Source organism: Pseudorhodoferax sp. LjRoot39 (genome assembly GCF_964253035.1).
Taxonomy (GTDB): domain Bacteria; phylum Pseudomonadota; class Gammaproteobacteria; order Burkholderiales; family Burkholderiaceae_C; genus Pseudorhodoferax.
Genome location: NZ_CAXUQL020000001.1, coordinates 7,233,335 through 7,250,758, shown reverse-complemented (window position 1 = coordinate 7,250,758; position 17,424 = coordinate 7,233,335). Strand labels below are relative to the sequence as shown.

The window sequence follows — 17,424 nt, the reverse complement described above, 5'->3', positions numbered from 1 at the left end:
GACCCCCATGGCCTCCAGCCTGCTCGCACTGCTCGACGACATCGCCTCCATCCTCGACGACGTCTCGGTCCTGAGCAAGGTCGCGGCCAAGAAGACGGCCGGCGTGCTCGGCGACGACCTTGCGCTCAACGCCCAGCAGGTCACGGGCGTTCAGGCCGACCGCGAGCTGCCCGTGGTCTGGGCCGTGGCCAAGGGCTCCATGCTCAACAAGGCCATCCTGGTGCCGGCGGCGCTGGCCATCAGCGCGTTCGCGCCCTGGGCCGTCACGCCGCTCCTGATGCTGGGCGGTGCCTTCCTGTGCTACGAGGGCTTCGAGAAGCTGGCCCACAAGTTCCTGCACCGCCCGGAAGACGATGCGGCGCACGCGGTCCAGCACAAGCAGGCCGTGGCCGACCCGACGGTCGACCTCGTGGTGCTGGAGAAGGACAAGATCAAGGGCGCCGTGCGCACCGACTTCATCCTGTCGGCCGAGATCATCGCGATCACGCTGGGCACGGTGCAGCAGAGCCCGTTCCTGACCCAGCTGGTGGTGCTGGTCGGCATCGCCGTGGCCATGACCATCGGGGTCTACGGCCTGGTCGCCGGCATCGTCCGGCTCGACGACGCGGGGCTGCACCTGAGCCGCCTCGGCGGCGCGCGCGCCGCGCTGGGCCGCGCCATCCTGGCGGCGGCGCCCTGGCTCATGAAGGGCCTGTCGGTGGTCGGCACGGCCGCCATGTTCCTGGTCGGCGGCGGCATCCTCACGCACGGCGTGGCGGTGCTGCACCACGGTATCGAGGAGATGGCGCACGCCACGGCGATCTGGCCGGGCGGACCGTTCTGGGAGGCCATCACGCCGGCACTCGCGAACGCGGGCGTCGGCATCGTGGCCGGCGCCGTGGTGCTGGCTGCCGTCACGCTGGTGCAGAAGCTGCGCGGTCAGGCGGCGTCTTCGTAGAGCTCCAGCGGCAGCCCGTCGGGGTCGGCGAAGAAGGTGAAGCGCCGGCCCGTGTACGCGTCGGTGCGGATGTCCTCGACGGACACGCCCTGCGCTTCGAGTTCCGCTTTGCAGCGCGCCACATCGGACACCGCGAACGACAGGTGGCGCAGCCCCTGGGCTTCCGGCCGCGAAGGGCGCGGCGGCGGCGCGGGGAAGCTGAACAGCTCGATCTGGCTGCCATCGGGTAGCGCCAGGTCCAGCTTGTGCGACTGGCGCGCCGCGCGGTAGTGCTCGGCCACGACGCGCAGGCCCAGCACCTCGGTGTAGAAGCGTTTGGAGCGCGCGTAGTCGGCGCAGATGATGGCGGCGTGGTGGATGCGCAGCAGTTCCATGGCGTTCACAGGGCCGCGTGGACCAGCCGGCCCAGCGTGGCGAGTGCAGCCTCGCTGCGCGCGTTCCAGGCGTGGCCGTAGTTGAGGCGGATGCAGTGCGCGAAGGCACGGCTCGGCGAGAAGATCGGCCCGGGCGCGATGCTGATGCCCTGGGCCAGCGCCTGGCGGTGCAGTGCCAGCGCGTCGACCTGCGGCGGCAACTCCACCCACAAAAAGTACCCACCGGCCGGCCGCGTGGCGCGCGTGCCAGGCGGGAAATGCCGGCCCAGCGCCTGCATGAACTGCGCCTGCTGCTGCGCCAGGGTCTGGCGCAGCTTGCGCAGGTGCTTGTCGAAGCCGCCGCGCTCCAGGTAGCGCGCCAATGCCATCTGCGTGGGCACGGCCGTGGCCAGCGTGGACATCAGCTTGGCCCGCGCCACGGCCTGGGCGTAGCGCCCCGGCGCGGCCCAGCCGATGCGCCAGCCCGGCGCCAGCGACTTGGAGAACGAGGAGCAGTGCAGCACCAGGCCCTGGCTGTCGAAGGCCTTGGCCGGGGGCGGGCGCCTGTCGCCGAAGTAGAGCTCGGCGTAGACATCGTCCTCGATCAGCGGCAGCTGGTAGCGCGCCAGCAGTTCCACGAGGGCGCGCTTGCGCTCCTCGGGCATCAGGCTGCCGAGCGGGTTCTGGAAGTTGCTCATGAGCCAGCAGGCCTTGGGCCGGTGGCGCGCGATGGCCTGCTCCAGCGCGGAGAGAATCATGCCCTCGCGCGGATGCGTGGGCACCTCCACGGCCGACAAGCCCTGGCGCTCGAGCGCCTGCAGCGCGCCGTAGAAGGCCGGCGCTTCCACGAGCACCGTGTCGCCCGGCCGCGTGACGACCGACAGGCACAGGTTCAGCGCCTCCAGCGCGCCGTTGGTCACGACGATGTCGTCCACCGACATGGGCATGCCGGCCGCCAGGTAGCGCAGTGCGATCTGCCGGCGCAGCGCGGCGTTGCCGGGCGTCAGGTCGTCCACCGTGCTCCAGGGGTCCAGCGCCTGCGCGCTGGCGGCCAGCGACTGGCCCAGCCGCGCGAGTGGAAACAGCAGCGGGCTCGGGAAGGCCGAACCGAAGGGCACGACCTCGCGCACCATGCTCGCGTCCAGGATCTCGAACACCAGTGCGCTGACGTCCACGGGCACCGAGCCTTCCTGCGGCTGCGAGGCGGTCTCGGGCTCGGGCGGCACCTGCTGCGCATGCGGCGCCACGTAGTAGCCCGAGCGCTCGCGCGCCTGCACCAGGCCGCGCGCTTCGAGCAGGTAGTAGGCCTGGAACACCGTGGACGGGCTCACGCCGCGGCTGGCGCTGGTGTGGCGCACCGAGGCCAACCGGTCGCCCGGGCGCAGCACGCCGGCGCGGATGGATTCCGCGATGTCGTGGGCCAGGGCTTCGTAGCGCTTCATGGGTGGGGCGGCGGCATTGTCATGCATCTGATCCGGTGCCCTGCCGCGCAACTGGTGGTGTTCGGCCGCCGCCGCATGCACTAGCATCGCCGCCCCATGCTCTACGCCATCGCCACCCTGTTCCTGTTGCAAGCGCTGGGCGACGCCCTGGTGCGCCTGGCCGGCTGGCCGCTGCCGGGCTCGGTGGTCGGCATGCTGGCGCTGTTCGGCGGCCTGCTGGTGCTGCGCCGCGTGCCGGCCGGGCTGGACCAGGGCGCCAAGGCCTTGCTGCCGCACATGATGCTGCTGTTCATTCCGTCCGTGGCCGGTGTGATGCTGCACTTCGAACGCGTGGCGCGCGAGTGGCGCCCGTTCCTGCTGGCCAGCGTGTTCGGCGCGGTGGTCACGCTGGTCGTCACGGCGCTGGTGCTCAAGTGGCTGCTGGGCCGGCAGGCGGCGGCATGACGGCGGCCTGGAGCGCACTGGCGGCCTCGCCAGTCTGGTGGCTGGCGCTGACGGTGCTGGTCTACGCGGGCACGCTGGCGCTGTACCGGCGCAGCGGCGCGCATCCCGCGTTGATCCCGGTGCTGACCTCGGTGCTGGTGCTGGTCGGCCTGCTGCTGGCCAGCGACACGCCCTATGCCGACTACGCGCGCGGCACCCAGCCGCTCACGCTGCTGATCGGGCCGGCCACGGTGCTGTTGGCCGTGCCGCTGTTCCACCAGTGGCCGCGCGTGCGCGCGATCTGGCGGCCGCTGGCCATCGCATTGCTGGTCGGCTCGGCCGCGGCCATCGTCTCGGCCGTGGGCATCGCCTGGGCGCTGGGTGGCTCCTGGGAGACGCTGGCGTCGCTGGCGCCCAAATCGGCCACCATGCCCATCGCCATGCCGGTGGCCGAGCGCATGGGCGGCCTGACCGCGCTGGCCGCCGTGGCCGTGGCGATCACGGGCATCGCCGGCACCATGGTGTCGCAGCCGCTGCTGCGCTGGCTGGGCGTGGACCAGGACCCGGTCGTGCGTGGCGTGGCGCTGGGCCTCACGGCGCATGCCATCGGCATGGCGCGCGAACTGCAGCTGAACCCGGTGGCGGGCGCGTTCGCGGCGCTGGCCATGGGCCTGAACGGCATCCTGACCAGCCTGCTCGTGCCGCTGCTGCTGGCGTGCGTGTGATGCCTGCTACGCTTGCCGCATGCACAACTGCTGCTGTTCTCTGAAGCCGGTCTGCGGCACAGTCGGGCCATGAACAAGTTGCTGCGCACCGTGCGCGCCGTGCTCTGGAGCTTCATCGGCCTGGGCGGGCGTCGATCCGAGGCCGACAAGCGCACCGAGCAGGTGGGCTTCCTGCCGCTCATCCTGGTGGCCTTCGTGATCGTGCTGCTGCTGGTCGTGGGGTTGGTGGCGCTGGCCCGGTTCGCGGCGGGCCCCTGAACCCTCAGCCGTGGCGCATGCACCGGTGCGGTCCGGGCAACTGCGCGTCTGCCAGGCGTGCCAGCAGGGCTGCGAAGCTCGCGGCGCTGGCACTGCGCACCGGGTGGAACGGGATCTGGTGGCGCTCGCAGAGCCGTTTGACGGTGGCCATGGAGTCGTGGTCCACGCAGTCCACCGGGAACACCGCGAAGTCGGCCCGGGGCAGCGCTGCGGCCAGCAGACCCTTGCGGTCCTCGATGCCGCCATCGTGCAGCACCAGTTCGCCACCGGCCGCCTGCACCATGGCGCGGATGCTGCGGTTCGCGCCGGGACGCCCGCCGACATAGACGATGCGGCAGCCCTGCAAGCGCAGGATGGGTGCCACCGGCTCCAGCTGCGCGGCCAGCTGTTCCTCCAGGGCCTGCAGCTCGGCCTGCAAGGCGTCGATCAGTTCCAGTGACGTCCCGACACGCTGCTGCAGCGCTTCGCGTGCCTGGCGCTCGGCCAGCATCTGCGACTCGGCCGCCTCGCGCCGGCCGGTCTGGTGCGCCAGCGCCTGGTCGCGCGCTGCCAGCTCGGCCTGCAGGCCGGCGACGTCGGGCGCTGGCGCGCAGCAGCGGGTTTGCGCCAGTGCCTGTGCTTGCAGGCGCTCGGCGAGCGCCTGCCGTTCCTGCGCCAGGTCTTGCAGCCGCAGCTGCTGCCGTTCGACCTGCTCGCCCAGTTCGGCGTTGCGCTGCGTCAGTGCCTGCAGCCGCCGGATGTCCGCGCGGTTCGCCGCCCCGACCAGGTGCGAAAGCATGTGCACATCGCCGAAGGCGCGCTTGCGCAGCTCGGGCGTGGTCTGGGCGTGTGTCAGCAGCGCCCAGTAGGCGCCGGGCACTTGGCCGAGGGCCAGGGCCTGCTGCCAGGCCTGCGCCAGTGCCGCGCCGTCCAGCCCCGCGAAGCGCCTGATCGCCACGGCATGGGCTTCGTCGAGCGCCTTGTGCAAGGCCTTGGCTCCCGCGCCGCCGGCCGTGGCCAGGTGCACGGCTTCGTGGTGGATGTCGACGTCCGATGCCTGGGCGAGCTCCGGCAGGCAGCGCACCATGAGCTTGCGCAGGCTGGCCGTGCCCAGGCAGGTGCCGACGATGGAGCAGTGGTAGTTGGGATCGAGGTCGGCCAGGCGGGCGCGGCGCCGCACCGGCGCGGGCTGCTGCAGGTGCGGGGTGCCGGGTGCGCAGCGGCCTGCAGCCACGGCACTGCTGGCCAACTGGAAGGGCGGAGAGACCATGGAGTGGCTTCTGTTGCCGCAGCCCTGAGCCGCTCAGGGCGCTGCCGGCGCCGCGAAGACCTCGATGGCGACGAGGTTGGAGACATGCCGGCTCGCGCGCGCATCGCCGGGCACGACCAGCCGCGCCATGCCGTTGCGGTCCAGCAGCGCGCCGTCCACCGCATAGGCCACGAGGGCGTCACGGTTGCCAAAGCTTGGATGGATCTCGCCGACCGAGACCATGGCTTTGTAGCCATCGCTGCCCGTGGCCACGGCGTACATGCTCAGCAGCGGGTTCTTGGTGCTTGCATCGGTCTTCAGGCCGACCTGGGTGTTCAGCAGGTTCCACAGGCTGACGCCGGTGTACGCGCTGTTGCCGACCGTGACGGTGCTGGCGGGCAGGGCCTGCAGCGCCGCGAGGTCGAACGCCATCGGCGTGGCGACCGCGCCAGCGACCGTGAAGCTGGGCGACACACCGCCACCGGTGCCGGCCGCCGTGGAGCCGGACGGGCGCACGTCCAGCCGCACCAGCTGCGACACATAGCGTCCGCCGCGCACGTCGCCAGGTGCCGTGACGCGGAACGGGCCGTCTTCCGACCCGATGGCCGTGGTCGTGCCGTCGCCGTTCTTCTCCAGGTAGGCGAGCATGCTGCCCTTGTTGCCCAACGTCGGGCTCAGCTCGCCGAGCGCGAACACGGTGCGGTAGCCGTCGGCGCCCGTGGCCAGCACGTAGCGGTTGAGCTGGTCGTTGCGTGCGCCCGGCGTGGTCTGGATGCCCATGTCCGACAGCAGCGACCACAGGTCCGCGCCGACGTAGCTGCGCTGCTGCGTGCCGCTGCCGCTCGTGAACGCCACGTTCTGCGTGATGGCCGGCCGCTCGCCCAGCGCAGCGGACCCCAGGCTGGCCGGGCGGTCCAGCGCGCCGTCGATGCGCACGGTGGCTGCATCGTCGCCTCCGCCGCAGGCGGCCAGGGCCAGGCCGGCCGCGAGCGAGCAAATGACACTGCGGGAAAAAATGCGCACGGACACTGAAAGCTCCTCGGGGTCGTTGTTCGTTATATTCAGTATGGCATAGCGATGAGGTATGACAATGAAACAGCAAGAAGGCACGGTCGTCTGTTGCCCCATCGGCGTGGTGCGCAGCCGTTTCGCCACGCCCGAGGGCACGCCCATCCAGACGGCCGGTGCGCAGCAGGAACTGGGGCAGATCGAGATCGCCTCGGCCTACGCCGCGGGCCTGCGCGACATCGAAGGCTTCGAGTACCTGATCGTGCTCACGCACCTGCACCTGTGCACGCAGGAACGCCTGGAGGTGGTTCCGTTCCTGGACGACCGCAGCCACGGCGTGTTCGCCACGCGTGCGCCGACGCGGCCCAACCGCATCGGCCTGTCCATCGTGCGGCTGGAATCCGTGCAGGGCCTCGTGCTCGCGTTCTCGGGCAACGACATGGTGGATGGCACGCCGGTGCTGGACATCAAGCCCTATGTGCCGCGCTTCGACGTGCGCCAGACCGAGCGCATCGGCTGGTTCGCGCCACGCATCGCCGGCGTGGACACCATGCGGGCCGACGGCCGCATGGCCTGAGTTGCTCGCTGTTATATTCATGAGAACACAGCGAACCTGCTGTCCGAACACCATCCCCTCTCAGGAGTCCTTGCATGCGGTCCTTTGCCGTCGCTTCTCTGGTTCTCGCCCTGGCCTTGCCCGCCGCGTCCTGGGCCCAGCAGATCACCGTGTCCGCCGCCGCGAGCCTGACCGACGCGTTCAAGGAACTGGCACCCAGGTTCGAGGCCGGCAAGCCCGGCACCACGGTGCGCTTCAACTTCGCGGCTTCCGGCGTGCTGCTGCAGCAGATCAGCCAGGGTGCGCCGGTGGACGTGTTCGCCAGCGCCGACCAGGAAACCATGAACCGGGCCGGTGCGCAGAAGCTCGTCGACGCCGCCTCGCGCAAGAACTTCGTGACCAACAGCCTGGTGCTGGTCGAGCCGGCCCAGGGCGGCGTGGGCATCACAGGCCTGGCGGACCTCAACCGCGCGGCGGTCAGGAAGATCGCCGTGGGCAAGACGGCCACCGTGCCCGTGGGCCGCTACACCAAGGACGTGCTGGAGGCCGCCAGCCTGTGGAATGTGCTGGAGCCCAAGTTCGTGCAGGCCGACAGCGTGCGCCAGGTGCTGGACTATGTGAGCCGCGGCGAGGTGGAGGCCGGCTTCGTCTACCGCACCGATGCCACCATTGCCAGCAACAAGGTCAAGGTGGTGGCCTCGCCGCAGGGCGCGACGCCCGTGTCCTACCCCATCGCCGTGGTGGCCGACAGCAGGAACAAGGCTGCAGCAGCCGACTTCATCGCATTCGTGAACTCCGACGCCGGCCAGCAAGTGCTGGCGCGCTACGGCTTCGGCAGGCCATAGCGTTGCTGCATCACACCGCGCCGTGCGCCTCGACGTACAGCGCGTACAGCGAGTGGCTGCTCGCCATGTAGAGCCGGTTGCGCTTGGGGCCGCCGAACTCCAGGTTGGCGCAGCGCTCGGGCAGGCGGATGAAGCCGATGGGCTTGCCGTCCTTGTTGAAGACCTTCACGCCGTCCATCTCGTCGGACCTGGCCAGCGGCAGGTGCGCCTTCATGCCGCCACCGATGTCCGTCGCCTCGGGCGCGAAGGCGCCGGAGAAGCCCCAGCCGCACCACAGGTTGCCGTCGCGGTCTACGCGGAAGCCGTCGAACGCGCCCGGGCCGCCGGCATCGATCAGCTTGGTCTTGTTCGAGAGCTGGGTGCCGTCGGCCGCGACGTCGTAGCTCCACATGCTGCGGTTGGGCGTGCCCTTCCACTCGACCACGTAGAGCTTCTTCTCGTCGGGCGAGAAGGCCAGGCCGTTGGGGTTCACGAGGTCGGTGATCACGGCCGTGATCTTGCCGTCCTTGGCGATGCGGTAGACGTTGGTGGTGGCCTGCTCGGGCTTGGCGCGCGAACCTTCCCACTCGCCGTTGATGCCGAACAGCGGGTCGGTGAACCAGATGCTGTCGTCGGACTTGACGACGATGTCGTTGGGCGCATTCAGACGCTTGCCCTCGAAGTTGTCGGCCAGCACGGTCGTGCTGCCGTCCTTCTCGGTGCGCACGATGCGGCGCGTGACCGAGTGCTCGCAGCTGAGCAGCCGGCCCTGGCGGTCACGCGTGTTGCCGTTGGCGTAGTTGACGTTCTCCTTGTGCACGGAGAACTTGCCGGTCTTCTCCTCGTACTTCATGAGCCGGTTGTTCGGGATGTCCGACAGGATCAGCGTACCCGTCTCGGGGAAGTAGGCCGGCCCTTCGGCCCAACGCATGCCGCTGCCCAGCTGCTCGATGGTGCTGCTGTAGATGCGGTACTTGGCGAAGCTGGGGTCGAGGATGAAGACGTTGGGGTCGGGGTAGCGCTGCGCCGGCTTGAAGTCGAAGGACTGGGCGCCGGCCAGGCTGGCGGCCGTGCCGAGTGCCGTGCCGGCGGCGGTTTTCAAAAAGCGTCTGCGGCTGTCTTGGTGCATGGGAAAGTCTCCTCCTTGGTTGCGGAATTCAGTAGCCGCTGCCGGCCTTGGCCGGTGCCTGTGCGCGCATGGCGGCCACCACCTGCTGCGCGCCTGCCGCCATCAGCCGGGCGTCCGAGCTGACGGTCATGAACTGGAAGCCCTGCGCGATGCGCGCGAGCGCGCCCTGCGGGTTGCCGTTGTGGATGCCGGCCACGATGCCGTGCGCCTTGGCGCGCGCCAGGATGTGGTCGATGGCCTGCTGGGCCTTGGGGTCCACATCGTCGAATACCGGCCGGCAGCCCAGCGACAGCGACAGGTCGGACGGGCCGATGTAGACCGCGTCCAGGCCTTCGACGGACAGGATGTCGTCCAGGTTGTCCAGCGCCTGCGCGGTCTCGATCATCGCGAAGCGCACGATGTGGTCATTCGCCTGCGTGGGGTAGTCGGCGCCATGGACCAGCAGCGCGCGGATGGGACCGAAGCTGCGCGTGCCGCGCGGCGCGTAGCTGGTCCAGGCCACGAGCTTCTGCGCGTCTTCGCGCGTGTTGACCATGGGGCAGATCACGGCGGAGGCACCGGCGTCCAGCGTCTTCATCAAGATGCCGGGCTCCAGCCAGGGCACGCGCACCACCGGCACGGTGTCGGTGGTGGCGATGGCCTGCAGCATGGGCAGCATGGCCTGGTAGTCCACCACACCGTGCTGCAGGTCGATGGTCAGCGAATCCCAGCCCTGGTGGGCCATGGTCTCGGCCGTGAAGCTGTTGGGAATGGCCAGCCAGCCGTTGACGGCGGCGCCGCCCGACTGCCAGAGGGTGCGCAGGCGGTTGTCTCTCATGGCGTGCTCCTGTTGTTGTGGGTCTTGCCGGGAAGCAGGGGTCAGTCGGGGGCGACGGTGTGCTTGGCCATCAGCTCCAGCGACTTGACCAGCGCCGAATGGTCGAGCTGGTCCCAGCCCTGCGCAGCGCAGGTCTGCATCAGCTGCGCGGCGCCCGCGGTCTGCGGCAGCGCCACGCCCATGGACTTGGCGCCGGCCAGCGCCAGGCCCAGGTCCTTCTGGTGCAGGCCGATGCGGAAACCCGGGTTGAAGGTGCGCTTGATCATGCGTTCGCCGTGCACCTCCAGGATGCGGCTGGCCGCGAAGCCGCCCATCAGCGCCTGGCGCACCTTGGCCGGGTCAGCGCCGGCCTTGCTGGCGAACAGCAGGGCCTCGCCCACGGCCGCGATGTTCAGCGCCACGATGATCTGGTTGGCCACCTTGGTGGTCTGGCCGTCGCCCACGCCGCCCACGTGCGTGATGTTCTTGCCCATCTTCTCGAACAGGGGTTTGGCCTTGGCGAAGGCTTCGTCGCTGCCGCCGACCATGATGGTCAGGCTGGCGGCCTTGGCGCCGACCTCGCCACCGCTGACCGGCGCGTCCAGGTAATCGCAGCCCAGCGCCGCGATCTTCTCGGCGAAGGCCTTGGTCTCGATGGGCGAGATCGAGCTCATGTCGATCACGGTCTTGCCCTGGGTCAGGCCTTCGGCCACGCCGTTCTCGCCGAACAGCACGGCCTGCACGTCGGGCGTGTCGGGCAGCATCAGGATGACGACGTCGGCCGCCTGCGCGACTTCCTTGGCCGTGGCGACGCCCTTGGCGCTGCTGGCCGCGATCTCCGCATTGACCTTGCTGCGCTTGACGTAGGTCAGCTCGTGGCCGGCGTTGACGAGGTGCAGGGCCATGGGCGCGCCCATGATGCCCAGGCCGATGAATCCGATTTTCATGCTGTCTCTCCTTTGAGGTTTCAGGTCACGGGTGCGGGGTTGAACAACACCAGCGCGTTGTGCAGCTTCCATTGTTCCGCCCAGGTTTTCTTGCGGCCGCTGGCGACATCCAGCATGAGCTGGAACATCTCCCAGCCCACGTCCGCAATCGTCTTCTCGCCGGTGGCAATCGTGCCAGCGTTGATGTCCATGAGGTCGTGCCAGCGGCGCGCCAGGTCGTCGCGCGTGGCCACCTTGATCACGGGCACCTCGGCCAGGCCGTAGGGCGTGCCGCGGCCGGTGGTGAACACGTGCAGGTTCATGCCGGCGGCCAGCTGCAGCGTGCCGCAGATGAAGTCGCTGGCGGGCGTGGCGGCGTAGATGAGACCCTTTGCCTTGAGCTTCTCGCCGGGCGAGATCACGCCCGTGATGGGCGAGGAGCCACTCTTGACGATGGAGCCCATGGCCTTTTCGACGATGTTGGACAGCCCACCCTTCTTGTTGCCCGGCGTGGTGTTGGCGCTGCGGTCCACGCGGCCCTTGTCCAGGTAGGCGTCGTACCAGGCCATCTCGCGGACCATGGCCTCGGCCACCTCGGGCGTGCTGGCGCGAGAGGTGAGCTGGTCGATGCCGTCGCGCACCTCGGTCACCTCGCTGAACATCACGCTGGCGCCGGCGCGCACCAAGAGGTCGGTGCAATAGCCCACGGCCGGGTTGGCAGTCACGCCGCTGAACGCGTCGCTGCCGCCGCACTGCACGCCGACCACCAGTTCGCTGGCCGGCACGGTCTCACGGCGGCGCGCGTTCAGGCGCTCCAGGTGCTCCTCGGCCTGGCGCAGGATGGAATCGACCATGGACATGAAGCCCACGTGCGCATCGTCCTGCAGGCAGACCACATCGAGCTTGGCTTCGGCCGTGTCGCCCACATCGGCCACGTTGCGCTCGTCCACGATGGGGATGGAGCCAGGCGGCAGCAGCCGCTCGGGCTGCAGCTTCTCGCAGCCCAGGCTGACCACCATCACCTCGCCGCCGAAGTTCGGGTTCAGGCTGATGTTGCGCAGCGTGCGGATCGGGATGATCGCGTCCGGCGCGTCGATGGCCACGCCGCAGCCATAGGTGTGCTCCAGCGCCACCACGTCGTCCACGTTCGGGTACTTGGGCAGCAGCTCGGCCTTGATGCGCTGCACCGCGAAGTCGGTCACGCCGGCCACGCACTGCACGGTCTGCGTGATCGCCAGAATGTTGCGCGTGCCGACCGAGCCGTCCGGATTGCGGTAGCCCTCGAAGGTGTAGCCCTCCAGAGGCGGCTGCGGTTCGGGCTTGACGGTGGCGATCGGCAGGCCGACCAGCTCGCGTGCCTCGGGCATCTGCAGCAGGCGCTCGTGCACCCAGCTGCCGCGCGGCAGGTCCTTGAGCGCGTAGCCGATGGTCACGTTGTAGCGGCGCACGGCGCCGCCCGCGGGGATGTCGACCAGCGCCACCTTGTGCGCCTGCGGCACCTTGTCGACCAGGGTCAGGCCGCCTTCGAAGACGGTACCGGCCGGCAGGCCGCCGTCGTTGGCCACGATGGCCACGTTGTCGGCCTCGTGCATGGTGATGTAGAGGGGCTTGCTCATCGTGCTTGCTTCGTTGTTTCAGGCGCGTTGGCCGATCTCCGCCGTCTCGCGCGTCCAGCCGCGCGCCTGTTCGGACAGCGACAGGCCCAGGCCCGGCCGCGTCGGCACCAGCATACGGCCGTCCCTGGTTTCCAGGCGTTCGTTGAACAGCGGCTCCAGCCAGTCGAAGTGCTCGACCCAGGGCTCGGTGGCGTAGCAGGCGCCCAGGTGCACGTGCAGTTCCATCGCGAAGTGCGGGCCCAGCGCGATGCCGGCGTGTTCGGCCAGCGCGGCGATCTTGAGGAATGGCGTGATGCCGCCCACGCGCGGCGCGTCGGGCATCAGGTAGTCGGCCGCGCGGTGGCGGATCAGGTCGTAGTGCTCCGACAGGCTGGTCAGCATCTCGCCCGTCGCGATGGGCGTGTCGAAGGTGGCGGCCAGCGCGGCGTGGCCTTCGTGGTCGTAGGCGTCCAGCGGCTCCTCGATCCAGACCAGGTTGAACTGCTCGAAGATGCGGCACATGCGCTGGGCCGTGGGCCGGTCCCATTGCTGGTTGGCGTCCACCATCAGCGGCACGTGGTCGCCCAGGTGCTTGCGCACGGCCTCCACGCGCTGGATGTCGATCCTGCCGTCGGGCTGGCCGACCTTGAGCTTGATGCCGCCGATGCCGCGTTCGATGGAGGCGGCGGCGTTCACCGACAACTGCTCGATGGGTGTGTGCAGGAAGCCGCCCGAGGTGTTGTAGCAGCGCACCGAGTCGCGCTGCGCGCCCAGCAGCTTGGACAGCGACAGGCCGGCGCGGCGCGCCTTGAGGTCGTACAGCGCCACGTCGAAGGCGCCGTAGGCCTGCACCGCCAGGCCGCTGCGGCCCACCGAGGCGCCGGCCCAGCACAGCTTGGTCCAGAGCTTGGCGATGTCGCTGGGGTCTTCGCCGATCAGCGCGGGCGCCACTTCCTTGGCGTGCGCGAACTGACCGGGGCCGCCCGCGCGCTTGGAGTAGCTGAAGCCCAGGCCGGTGTGCCCGTCCTTGGTCTGAACTTCAGCGAACAGCATCGCGATCTCGGTCATGGGCTTCTGGCGGCCGGTCAGCACCTTGGCGTCGCTGATCGGATTGGCCAGCGGCAAATAGCAGGAGGAGAGGCGGATGTGGGCGATGCTGTCGTGTGTCATGGCGGTGTTGAAAGTGCAGCGGCGGTTGCAAGCCTCGGTTCAGGCGGCCGCGGAGCAGGCCATCCCAGTGCACCCGCGGAACTGGCTCTGCCAGGCCGCCGGGTGCGCCCCCTTGGGGGTATCGGCCGGCGAACGCAGTGAGCCGGCCAAACGGGGGGTCACTCGATGCTTATTTTTCCGGTCTCGATGACCGTCTTCCACTTCGCGTATTCCTTCTGCTGGAAGGCGGCGAACTCGGCCGGCGTGTTGGCCACCATCTCGAAGCCGATGCTGGTGAACTGGTCCTTGACCTTGGGGCTGTTGAGCGCCTCGACGAAGGCCGCATGGGCCTTCTCGCGCACGTCGGCCGGCAGGCCCTTGGGCGCCACGATGGCCTGCCAGGAGGTCACCTCCACGTTGGCCACGCCGGCCTCGGCCATGGTGGGCACGTCGGGCAGCACGGGCGAGCGTTTGGTGCTGGTCACGGCCAGCGCGCGCATCTTGCCGCCCTTGATGTACTGCAGCACCGAGTTCACGTTCTGGAAGGAGGCATCGACCTGGCCACCCATGAGGTCGGTGTGGGCCGGCGCGCCGCCCTTGTAGGGCACGTGGATGCCCTTGACGCCGATCTGCTGCCAGAACAGCTCGGCCGTCAGGTGGTCGGACGAGCCGTTGCCGGCCGAGGCGAAGGTCATCTTGCCCGGGTTGGCCTTGTTGAAGGCCACCACGTCCGCCAGGCTCTTGAACGGCGAGCTCGGGTGCACTACCAGCACGTTGGGCGACTGCACGGCCACCGTGATGGTGTCGAAGTCCTTGAGCGGGTCGAACTGCATGCCCTTGAGCAGGTGCGGCACGATGACCAGCGGGCCCAGCGAGGTGACCAGGAAGGTGTAGCCGTCGGCCGGCGCGCGCTTGACGAAGGTCGCGCCGATGGTGCCGGTGGCGCCGGCCTTGTTGTCCACCAGGAAGGACTGCTTGAGCTTGTCGGTCAAGAGCGGGCCGACGGCACGCGCCACCTGGTCGGTCGAGCCGCCGGGCGGGAAGGGCACGACCATGGTGACGGCCTTGCTGGGCCAGGTGTCGGCGGCGGCGGCGAAGGCCAAGCTGGCCAGGGCGGCGGCGAAAAGCTTCTTCATAGAGTCTCCAAAGCAGTCTGTGAGGCGAATGACATCGTTGTCACCCGGCGTGATGTCGGACGTCTGCGTGCAATCCTGGTGTTTTCTGCATGGTTGTACGATGACCTGGACGGATGCGGATGATATCGTTGTCATTTCTGCCGTCAAGCGGGTTGTTTCCCGCACGTGCCAGCCGCCATGAACGCCGCGCCACCTGCTGCCAGATCTGCCAAGCCCGCCACGCTGCACGATGTCGCCCGTAGCGCGGGGGTGTCGCTGATCACCGCCTCGCGTGCGCTCGGCAATCCGGGCGTGGTCTCGGCCAAGACGATTGCGCGCGTGCAGCAGGCCGTGCAGGTCACGGGCTACATCCCCAACCTGCTGGCGGGCGGGCTCAAGTCCAAGCGCAGCCGCATGGTGGCCGGCATCGTGCCGGCGCTCGCGGTGGCGCAGTTCCTCCCCTCGGTGCAGACGCTGACCGAGACGCTGGCGGCCGAGGGCTACCAGGTGCTGCTGGGCCAGACCGGCTACGAGCGCGCGCGCGAGGAGGTGGTGCTCAACACCATGATCAGCCGCCAGCCCGATGGCATCGTGTTCACGGGCCTGGTGCAGGACCCGGCCGTGCGCGAGCGGCTGCGCCGCACGGGCATTCCCGTGGTCGAGACCTGGGACCTGTCGGACGCGCCGGTGGACATGCTGGTGGGCTTCTCGCAAGACAGCGTGGGACGCGCCGTGGGTGGTTTCTTCCGCGCCAAGGGCTGGCAGCGCGTGGGCATCGCCACGGCCGGCGATCCGCGTGCGCTGCTGCGCAAGGCCGGCTTCGAGGCCGCCTACGGCCGCGCTGTGCCCACCGCCACCGTGGCCGCGCCAAGCAACCTGGAACGGGGCCGCCAGGCCCTGGCCGAACTGCTGGCGCACGAGCCCGGCCTGCAGGCCGTGTGCTGCAGCTCCGACCAACTGGCCCAGGGCGTGCTGGTCGAGGCGCAGGCGCGCGGGCTGCGCGTGCCGCAGGATCTGGCGGTCTGCGGATTCGGCAATGCCGATTTCGCGGCGCACCTGTGGCCGTCCCTCAGCACCGTGCTCATCGACGGCCCGGCCATCGGCCGGCTGGCCGCGCAGCTCGTGCTGGCGCGCTGCCGCGGCGAGACGGTGGCGCAGCCCGTCGTCGACGTGGGCTTTCGCATCGTCGAACGCGGCTCCACGGCGTAACAGGGCCACCCGTCCTACCGGATGCGTGGCGGTGCACCGCTATGCTCTGGCATGGCCTTTGCACCAAGGGGCTACACCGACCGAAGGACACCATGAGCGCCCATCTGCACCCTCTCGCCGGCAAGCCGGCTCCCGCCGATGCCCTGATCGACCTGGCCGCGCTGCGCGCCGCCTACGCCGACGACCAGCCGGACCCGGGCGTGCCGGCCCAGCGCGTGGCCTTCGGCACCTCGGGCCACCGTGGCTCGGCGTTCGACCGCTCTTTCAACGACTGGCATGTGCTGGCCATCACCCAGGCCATCTGCGACCACCGCAAGGCCCAGGGCATCACCGGCCCCTTGTTCCTGGGCGCCGACACGCATGCGCTGTCGGAGCCGGCCGTGGCCAGTGCCGTGCAGGTGCTGGCCGCCAACGGCGTGCCCGTGCTGCTGTCCGCGAACGACGAGCCCACGCCCACGCCGGCCGTCTCGCACGCCATCCTGGTCCACAACAAGGGCCGGACCCAGGGCCTGGCCGACGGCATCCTCGTCACGCCCTCGCACAACCCGCCACGCGATGGCGGCTTCAAGTACAACCCACCCAACGGCGGCCCGGCCGGCGGCGAGATCACCGGCCCCATCGAGGCCGCGGCCAACAAATACCTCGAAGCCCGCCTGGCCGGCGTGCGCACCATGCCGTTGCGCGCGGCGCTGGATGCAGCGACCACGCAGCGCCACGACTTCCTGAACACCTACGTGGCCGACCTCGCCAGCGTGCTCGACCTCGACCTGGTCCGCAGCTCCGGCCTGCGCCTGGGCGTGCACCCGCTGGGCGGCGCCGGCGTGCACTACTGGCGCGCCATCGCGGAGCGCTACCAGTTGAACCTGACCGTGGTCAGCGAGACGGTGGACCCGCGCTTCGCCTTCATGACGCTGGATTGGGACGGCCAGATCCGCATGGACCCATCCTCGCCGCACGCCATGCAGTCGCTGCTGGCCATGAAGGACCGCTTCGACGTGGCCTTCGCCTGCGACACCGACCACGACCGCCACGGCATCGTGACGCCCAGCACGGGCCTGCTGCCGCCCAACCACTACCTGGCGGTCTGCATCGACTACCTGTTCCGCAACCGTCCGCAGTGGAGCGCGCAGGCCGCCGTCGGCAAGACCATCGTCAGCACCAGCGTGATCGACGGCGTGGCCGCGCGCCTGGGCCGGCGACTGCACGAGGTGCCGGTCGGCTTCAAGTGGTTCGCCGACGGCCTGTTCGACGGCTCGCTGGGTTTTGGCGGCGAGGAGAGCGCGGGCGCCAGCTTCCTGCGCCGCGACGGCACGGTCTGGACCACCGACAAGGACGGCATCACCGCGGCCCTGCTGGCGGCCGAGATCACGGCGCGCGGTGGCCGCGACCCGGGCCAGCTCTACGCGACGCTCGCGGCCGACTTCGGCAACCCCGTGTTCAGCCGCCAGGACGCGCCGGCCACGCCCGCGCAGAAGAAGCTGCTGGGCAAGCTCGCGCCCGCGCAGATCACCTCGTCCGAACTCGCGGGCGAGGCCATCACCAGCGTGCAGAGCCATGCGCCCGGCAATGGCGCGGCCATCGGCGGCATCAAGGTCAGCACCGCCGGCGGCTGGTTCGCGGCCCGGCCTTCGGGCACCGAGAACGTCTACAAGATCTACGCCGAGAGCCTGCGCGGCGAGGCGCATCTGCAGCGCATCTTTGCCGAGGCCCAGGCCGTGGTGGACGGCGCCATCGCCGACGCGTAGGCACGC

18 protein-coding genes are annotated in these 17,424 nt (G+C 69.8%); 8 read left to right on the top strand and 10 right to left on the bottom strand.

Features of this window, described 5'->3' with window-relative positions:
• Positions 1-7 precede the first annotated feature (7 nt).
• Entirely contained in the window at positions 8-937 is a 930-nt protein-coding gene (locus ACSQ4M_RS33860; protein ID WP_056669534.1) for a DUF808 domain-containing protein, read from the top strand.
• Here ACSQ4M_RS33860 and gloA2 read toward each other — a convergent pair.
• Positions 919-1,311: an SMU1112c/YaeR family gloxylase I-like metalloprotein gene (gene gloA2 / locus ACSQ4M_RS33855; protein WP_436193731.1), complete on the bottom strand. Its 393-nt coding sequence runs from the start codon at positions 1,309-1,311 to the stop codon at positions 919-921. The genes ACSQ4M_RS33860 and gloA2 overlap by 19 nt on opposite strands.
• A gap of 5 nt (positions 1,312-1,316) precedes the next feature.
• Positions 1,317-2,732 (bottom strand): PLP-dependent aminotransferase family protein, encoded by a 1,416-nt coding sequence (locus ACSQ4M_RS33850; protein WP_436193730.1) that lies wholly within the window; start codon positions 2,730-2,732, stop codon positions 1,317-1,319.
• 96 nt (positions 2,733-2,828) lie between these two features.
• Here ACSQ4M_RS33850 and ACSQ4M_RS33845 point away from each other — a divergent pair, with 96 nt between their 5' ends.
• The 3 genes from ACSQ4M_RS33845 (at position 2,829) to ACSQ4M_RS33835 (ending at position 4,138) form a co-directional block, all read left to right on the top strand.
• Positions 2,829-3,176, top strand: coding sequence for a CidA/LrgA family protein (locus ACSQ4M_RS33845; protein ID WP_436193729.1), 348 nt, complete (start codon positions 2,829-2,831; stop codon positions 3,174-3,176).
• Complete coding sequence (locus ACSQ4M_RS33840) at positions 3,173-3,880, top strand: LrgB family protein (protein WP_436193728.1); 708 nt, start codon at positions 3,173-3,175, stop codon at positions 3,878-3,880. Before ACSQ4M_RS33845 ends, ACSQ4M_RS33840 begins: the two co-directional genes overlap by 4 nt.
• A gap of 69 nt (positions 3,881-3,949) precedes the next feature.
• Positions 3,950-4,138: a DUF2970 domain-containing protein gene (locus tag ACSQ4M_RS33835; RefSeq protein WP_436193727.1), complete on the top strand. Its 189-nt coding sequence runs from the start codon at positions 3,950-3,952 to the stop codon at positions 4,136-4,138.
• 4 nt (positions 4,139-4,142) lie between these two features.
• On the opposite strand, the gene ACSQ4M_RS33830 is transcribed toward ACSQ4M_RS33835, so the two are convergent.
• On the bottom strand, positions 4,143-5,387 hold the full coding sequence (locus tag ACSQ4M_RS33830; protein ID WP_436193726.1) for a DUF2325 domain-containing protein: 1,245 nt from the start codon (positions 5,385-5,387) through the stop codon (positions 4,143-4,145).
• Positions 5,388-5,420: 33 nt separating this feature from the next.
• Positions 5,421-6,395, bottom strand: a complete 975-nt coding sequence (locus ACSQ4M_RS33825; RefSeq protein ID WP_436193725.1) for a molybdopterin-binding oxidoreductase — start codon at positions 6,393-6,395, stop codon at positions 5,421-5,423.
• Positions 6,396-6,456: 61 nt separating this feature from the next.
• On the opposite strand from ACSQ4M_RS33825, the gene tsaA reads away from it, so the two are divergent.
• Positions 6,457-6,951: a tRNA (N6-threonylcarbamoyladenosine(37)-N6)-methyltransferase TrmO gene (gene tsaA, locus ACSQ4M_RS33820; RefSeq protein ID WP_436193724.1), complete on the top strand. Its 495-nt coding sequence runs from the start codon at positions 6,457-6,459 to the stop codon at positions 6,949-6,951.
• Between the two features lie 74 nt (positions 6,952-7,025).
• The gene (gene modA / locus ACSQ4M_RS33815) at positions 7,026-7,775 is read left to right on the top strand and encodes a molybdate ABC transporter substrate-binding protein (protein WP_436193723.1); all 750 of its coding nucleotides are present in this window, start codon (positions 7,026-7,028) and stop codon (positions 7,773-7,775) included.
• 10 nt (positions 7,776-7,785) lie between these two features.
• Here the strand turns inward: modA and ACSQ4M_RS33810 are convergent, their stop codons facing one another.
• The 6 genes from ACSQ4M_RS33810 to ACSQ4M_RS33785 all read right to left on the bottom strand — a co-directional run bounded on the left by ACSQ4M_RS33810 (position 7,786) and on the right by ACSQ4M_RS33785 (position 14,485).
• A complete protein-coding gene (locus tag ACSQ4M_RS33810; protein WP_436193722.1) occupies positions 7,786-8,883 on the bottom strand; it encodes an SMP-30/gluconolactonase/LRE family protein in 1,098 nt (365 codons plus the stop codon).
• Positions 8,884-8,911: 28 nt separating this feature from the next.
• The gene (locus ACSQ4M_RS33805; RefSeq protein WP_436193721.1) at positions 8,912-9,700 is read right to left on the bottom strand and encodes an HpcH/HpaI aldolase family protein; all 789 of its coding nucleotides are present in this window, start codon (positions 9,698-9,700) and stop codon (positions 8,912-8,914) included.
• A 41-nt stretch (positions 9,701-9,741) separates the two neighbouring features.
• A complete protein-coding gene (locus ACSQ4M_RS33800; protein WP_436194117.1) occupies positions 9,742-10,650 on the bottom strand; it encodes a 2-hydroxy-3-oxopropionate reductase in 909 nt (302 codons plus the stop codon).
• On the bottom strand, positions 10,647-12,221 hold the full coding sequence (gene garD, locus ACSQ4M_RS33795) for a galactarate dehydratase (RefSeq protein WP_436193720.1): 1,575 nt from the start codon (positions 12,219-12,221) through the stop codon (positions 10,647-10,649). Before garD ends, ACSQ4M_RS33800 begins: the two co-directional genes overlap by 4 nt.
• An 18-nt stretch (positions 12,222-12,239) precedes the next feature.
• The gene (locus ACSQ4M_RS33790) at positions 12,240-13,370 is read right to left on the bottom strand and encodes an L-talarate/galactarate dehydratase (RefSeq protein WP_436193719.1); all 1,131 of its coding nucleotides are present in this window, start codon (positions 13,368-13,370) and stop codon (positions 12,240-12,242) included.
• A 158-nt stretch (positions 13,371-13,528) separates the two neighbouring features.
• Entirely contained in the window at positions 13,529-14,485 is a 957-nt protein-coding gene (locus tag ACSQ4M_RS33785; RefSeq protein ID WP_436193718.1) for a Bug family tripartite tricarboxylate transporter substrate binding protein, read from the bottom strand.
• 177 nt (positions 14,486-14,662) lie between these two features.
• Here ACSQ4M_RS33785 and ACSQ4M_RS33780 point away from each other — a divergent pair, with 177 nt between their 5' ends.
• Positions 14,663-15,673, top strand: coding sequence for a LacI family DNA-binding transcriptional regulator (locus ACSQ4M_RS33780; protein WP_436193717.1), 1,011 nt, complete (start codon positions 14,663-14,665; stop codon positions 15,671-15,673).
• Positions 15,674-15,765: 92 nt separating this feature from the next.
• A complete protein-coding gene (gene pgm / locus ACSQ4M_RS33775; RefSeq protein WP_436193716.1) occupies positions 15,766-17,418 on the top strand; it encodes a phosphoglucomutase (alpha-D-glucose-1,6-bisphosphate-dependent) in 1,653 nt (550 codons plus the stop codon).
• Positions 17,419-17,424: the final 6 nt, after the last annotated feature.

What these genes read in the sequence shown, in the direction of transcription:
- ACSQ4M_RS33850 (WP_436193730.1), bottom strand. Translation starts at nt 2,732, where the DNA reads ATGAAGCGCTACGAAGCCCTGGCCCACGACATCGCGGAATCCATCCGC.
- ACSQ4M_RS33805 (WP_436193721.1), bottom strand. Translation starts at nt 9,700, where the DNA reads ATGAGAGACAACCGCCTGCGCACCCTCTGGCAGTCGGGCGGCGCCGCC.
- ACSQ4M_RS33840 (WP_436193728.1), top strand. Translation starts at nt 3,173, where the DNA reads ATGACGGCGGCCTGGAGCGCACTGGCGGCCTCGCCAGTCTGGTGGCTG.
- ACSQ4M_RS33780 (WP_436193717.1), top strand. Translation starts at nt 14,663, where the DNA reads ATGAACGCCGCGCCACCTGCTGCCAGATCTGCCAAGCCCGCCACGCTG.
- ACSQ4M_RS33830 (WP_436193726.1), bottom strand. Translation starts at nt 5,387, where the DNA reads ATGGTCTCTCCGCCCTTCCAGTTGGCCAGCAGTGCCGTGGCTGCAGGC.
- pgm (WP_436193716.1), top strand. Translation starts at nt 15,766, where the DNA reads ATGAGCGCCCATCTGCACCCTCTCGCCGGCAAGCCGGCTCCCGCCGAT.
- ACSQ4M_RS33860 (WP_056669534.1), top strand. Translation starts at nt 8, where the DNA reads ATGGCCTCCAGCCTGCTCGCACTGCTCGACGACATCGCCTCCATCCTC.
- modA (WP_436193723.1), top strand. Translation starts at nt 7,026, where the DNA reads ATGCGGTCCTTTGCCGTCGCTTCTCTGGTTCTCGCCCTGGCCTTGCCC.
- ACSQ4M_RS33790 (WP_436193719.1), bottom strand. Translation starts at nt 13,370, where the DNA reads ATGACACACGACAGCATCGCCCACATCCGCCTCTCCTCCTGCTATTTG.
- ACSQ4M_RS33810 (WP_436193722.1), bottom strand. Translation starts at nt 8,883, where the DNA reads ATGCACCAAGACAGCCGCAGACGCTTTTTGAAAACCGCCGCCGGCACG.
- tsaA (WP_436193724.1), top strand. Translation starts at nt 6,457, where the DNA reads ATGAAACAGCAAGAAGGCACGGTCGTCTGTTGCCCCATCGGCGTGGTG.
- gloA2 (WP_436193731.1), bottom strand. Translation starts at nt 1,311, where the DNA reads ATGGAACTGCTGCGCATCCACCACGCCGCCATCATCTGCGCCGACTAC.
- ACSQ4M_RS33845 (WP_436193729.1), top strand. Translation starts at nt 2,829, where the DNA reads ATGCTCTACGCCATCGCCACCCTGTTCCTGTTGCAAGCGCTGGGCGAC.
- ACSQ4M_RS33835 (WP_436193727.1), top strand. Translation starts at nt 3,950, where the DNA reads ATGAACAAGTTGCTGCGCACCGTGCGCGCCGTGCTCTGGAGCTTCATC.
- ACSQ4M_RS33785 (WP_436193718.1), bottom strand. Translation starts at nt 14,485, where the DNA reads ATGAAGAAGCTTTTCGCCGCCGCCCTGGCCAGCTTGGCCTTCGCCGCC.
- garD (WP_436193720.1), bottom strand. Translation starts at nt 12,221, where the DNA reads ATGAGCAAGCCCCTCTACATCACCATGCACGAGGCCGACAACGTGGCC.